The organism is Mesorhizobium sp. M7A.F.Ca.ET.027.03.2.1 (genome assembly GCF_003999175.1).
Lineage (GTDB): Bacteria > Pseudomonadota > Alphaproteobacteria > Rhizobiales > Rhizobiaceae > Mesorhizobium.
This window is the reverse complement of record NZ_RZOM01001957.1, coordinates 1-405: the sequence shown is the minus strand read 5'-3', so window position 1 is coordinate 405 and position 405 is coordinate 1. Positions and strand designations below refer to the sequence as shown.

General features: G+C 63.0%; 1 protein-coding gene. It reads left to right on the top strand.

What is annotated here, in order from left to right:
- Positions 1 to 405: AMP-binding protein (locus tag EN750_RS38960; protein WP_145968418.1), on the top strand; the 405-nt coding region annotated here is incomplete at both ends.

Here is a 405-nt window from a genome sequence, read left to right as displayed (position 1 = left end):
GATGATGCCGAACGTGCTGCAATATCCGGTGGCGATGATGGCGGTGCTCCGCGCCGGCTACACGGTGGTGAATATCAACCCGCTCTACACGCCGCGCGAACTGGAACATCAGTTGAAGGATTCCGGCGCGCAGGCGATCGTCATCCTGGAAAACTTCGCCGGCACGCTGCAGGCGGTCATCGCCAGGACGCCTGTGAAGCATGTCATCGTCGCATCGATGGGCGACATGCTGGGCGGCCTCAAGGGCGCCATCGTCAACCTCGTCGTGCGGCGGGTGAAGAAGATGGTTCCGGCATGGTCGCTGCCCGGCCACGTCAAGTTCAACGCCGTGCTCAAGACCGGCGCGACCATCGCCTTCAAGCCGCCCACGGTCTCCGGCGACGACATCGCCTTCCTGCAATATAC